Origin of the sequence: Kribbella sp. NPDC050124 (assembly GCF_044460355.1) — a bacterium.
GTDB lineage: Bacteria > Actinomycetota > Actinomycetes > Propionibacteriales > Kribbellaceae > Kribbella.
The window spans coordinates 1-2,754 of sequence record NZ_JBITJU010000068.1; the positions used below are offsets into that span (position 1 = coordinate 1).

2 protein-coding genes are annotated in these 2,754 nt (G+C 65.6%); both read right to left on the bottom strand.

Features of this window, described 5'->3' with window-relative positions; all coding sequences use genetic code 11:
- Positions 1-168 precede the first annotated feature (168 nt).
- Entirely contained in the window at positions 169-1,977 is a 1,809-nt protein-coding gene (gene ltrA / locus ACIBL3_RS47200) for a group II intron reverse transcriptase/maturase (RefSeq protein WP_396360615.1), read from the bottom strand.
- A 570-nt stretch (positions 1,978-2,547) separates the two neighbouring features.
- Positions 2,548-2,754: hypothetical protein (locus tag ACIBL3_RS47205; RefSeq protein WP_396360616.1), on the bottom strand; the 207-nt coding region annotated here is incomplete at its 5' end.

Sequence of the window (2,754 nt, forward strand, 5' to 3'; positions counted from 1 at the left end):
CCAGGTCTCTTGAATGACCGCGTCGGGGTGTTGGCCGCGCAGGACCCTGCCGGCGAGCATCGTGGACTTCAGTTCGAGGTAGGAGGTCTCGATCTGTCGGGTAGCCCCGGCGCATTGCTGCGCCGGGGCCCCCTCAGAACCGGACGGGCGGCGTTAACCGCATCCGGCTCAAGCAGGCCTTGAAGGCGCGTTGGCGGTCTGCGTTCCCGGTTCCTGCCGTCCTCTGCCGTTGCCTCGGCGGTGGCAGTGGGCATGTACCAGGTGGAGGACGGATCGGTCGTCATGTTGCCTTGCGGCCTGGTCGAGGATGAGCGCGTTGGCGCGCATCGCGATCCTGGTCGCCCGTAGCCACTGTTCCCAGTCCTGAGGGCTTCGCGGCTGCCGGTCGGCGTGCAGGAGAAGGTCTCCGCAGAGTGCGCATCGTCCTTGCTGCTGTTGGAGCAGTTGCAGCCGGGACGAGCCGAGCGGGGGCTTGTTCTTCCGCCTCCGAAGGGCCCAGTACTCGGTCAGCGCAGGATCGTCCACCGACGCGCCCTTGCTGACCAACTGGTGCCTGACGATCTTTGTCCAGCCGAACTTGGTGAGGTAGCGGCCGGTATCGCGGTCGCCGAAGACCCACCTGTCCTGCCTGGCCGGGTTGAACCGGCCGAAGTACCTCGCTGTCATCCAGCGCTTCGGCTTGTTCGGATGCGTGAATCTGGCCCATTTATAGAGCAGTTTCCACATGTGGTCGTCCAGCGAGGCGAACACCTCGCTGGAGACCACTCCCCGGTAGTAGGCGGCCCAGCCCCGGATGATGGGGTTGAGCTTGGCTATAACCGCCGCCGCGTTCTGACCCCGCAGAGCCTTCACTTCAGCGGTGAGCCTCGCCTTGATCCGCTTCACGGCCGTCTTGGACGGCTTGATCAGAAGCATGCCGTGGTAGCGGCGAACGGTGAAACCCAGAAAGTCGCAGCCCTCATCGAGGTGCGCGATGCGCGTCTTGTCCTCGTTGAAGACCAAACCCCTGGGTTTGAGCCACGCGGCGAGCCGCTCCTTGACTCGTTCGGCCTCGTCATGACTATGACAGAGCGCCACGAGATCGTCGGCATACCTGATCACGGTCGGCGACCCTGGTTCGAGTTCACCGGCCCGTGCGCCGGAAGTCCGGTAGCGGACCCCGGCTGCCTCCTCCATCCCATGCAAGGCCACGTTCATCAGCACGGGGGAAATGATCCCGCCCTGTGGGACCCCTTCCTCGGTCGGAGCGAAGCTCCCGCGGTCGACCACTCCAGCCTTGAGCCATCGCCGGACCAGTCCCCGGGCGGGGAACAAGCCGACCGAGCCCATGAGCCGATCATGGTCGATGCGGTCGAACGCCGCCGCCAGGTCCGCGTCCAGGATCCACTGGCGCTTCGGGCTTTTGCCCTTGGCCGCCAAGAAGATCATTCCGATCGCGTCATGGCAGCCCCGGCCCGGCCTGAATCCATAGGATCTCGGTTCGAACCGTGCCTCCCACTCGGGTTCCAGCGCGTTCAGCGTCACGGCTTGAAGACACCGGTCAGCGATCACGGGAATTCCGAGGCCGCGCAGTTTCCCGCCTGCCTTCGGGATGAACACCCGCTTGACCGGCAAAGGCTTCCAGAGCGCCGCCCGATGCTGCACCCAGTCGGCCAGTTCAGCCTTGCTCTGGGGCAGCACGACGACTCGCCCGTCGATCCCCGCCGTCTTGCGGCCAGCGTTGATCTCCGTTGCCCGCCGCACGCCTATCAGCGCGTTCGATCGGGAGCGGAGCAGCAACTTCTGGAGATTGCGGACCTTCTTCAGGTCCCCTGCCTGTGACGCCGTGAAGATCCGCTGCCTCAGCCGCCGTACTTCCTCCTCCGCCCGCCGCCAGTCGATCGACTGCCAGTCAGGGAGGCCGTCCTCCGGTCCGTTCACCATGATGGCGTCCAACTTGCCCTTCGGTTCCAGCGCTGATGATCGTCGTTTCCTCACAGGCCCACCCGACCCACGTCAGCACCCTCTTCGGGTCCGGGCAGAGCCCGGTATCCGGCCGGTTATCCGAGACCACCAGCGGAGGCGCTGGTCTCCGGTCCCGGTTTCCCGTCGCCTTTCGACCCACCGGCATTGGCTTCTTGGGCCATCCTGTGCCCGTTGGGGAGTTGAGCCTTCCTCACGGTCGGCCTACCGGCCTGTGCTGACAGGCCGGACCTCAACGGGGTTTCCACGTTCCGCACGAACGAGATGCGACCGGGGTGGGTGCCCCCTAAACTCCGGGACGACGATGCTCTCCCGGCTGGTGTTGGGTGCCCAGCCGGCGTCTGCCGCTTCTCAACGGCCAGTCCTGCACCCCGCTGACACAACCCATCGGCGGAGCCCACGATCACGAAGCATCATCAGGGGTTCACTCACGTTCACCCGTCCGGTCTTCCCCTCGCCTGTAACCCCTGGATGGAACAAGGGCCCTTGGGCTTTCCCTCCGGGCTTCACACCCCGCCGTCACCAGCGACGCATGCCAGAGTGGGGACGGGCCTTGAGCACTGGCCCGGAACTACACCATCGGCATCACATCACCGACCTCCTCAGGTAGCTCACTCGACTCGTGCGACCTCGTGTCGCACCCCAGCGTTCGTGGTAGAGCCTGACCAGGTCGAACGCGGACGCGACGGCGGGATCCAGCAGGCTGGTGACCAGGCGGTAGTGGTGCTCCTCGCGGCGCTTGTCACCGGTGTTGGGGTCGGTGATCGTCACGGTGATCGCGGCCTCGACCAC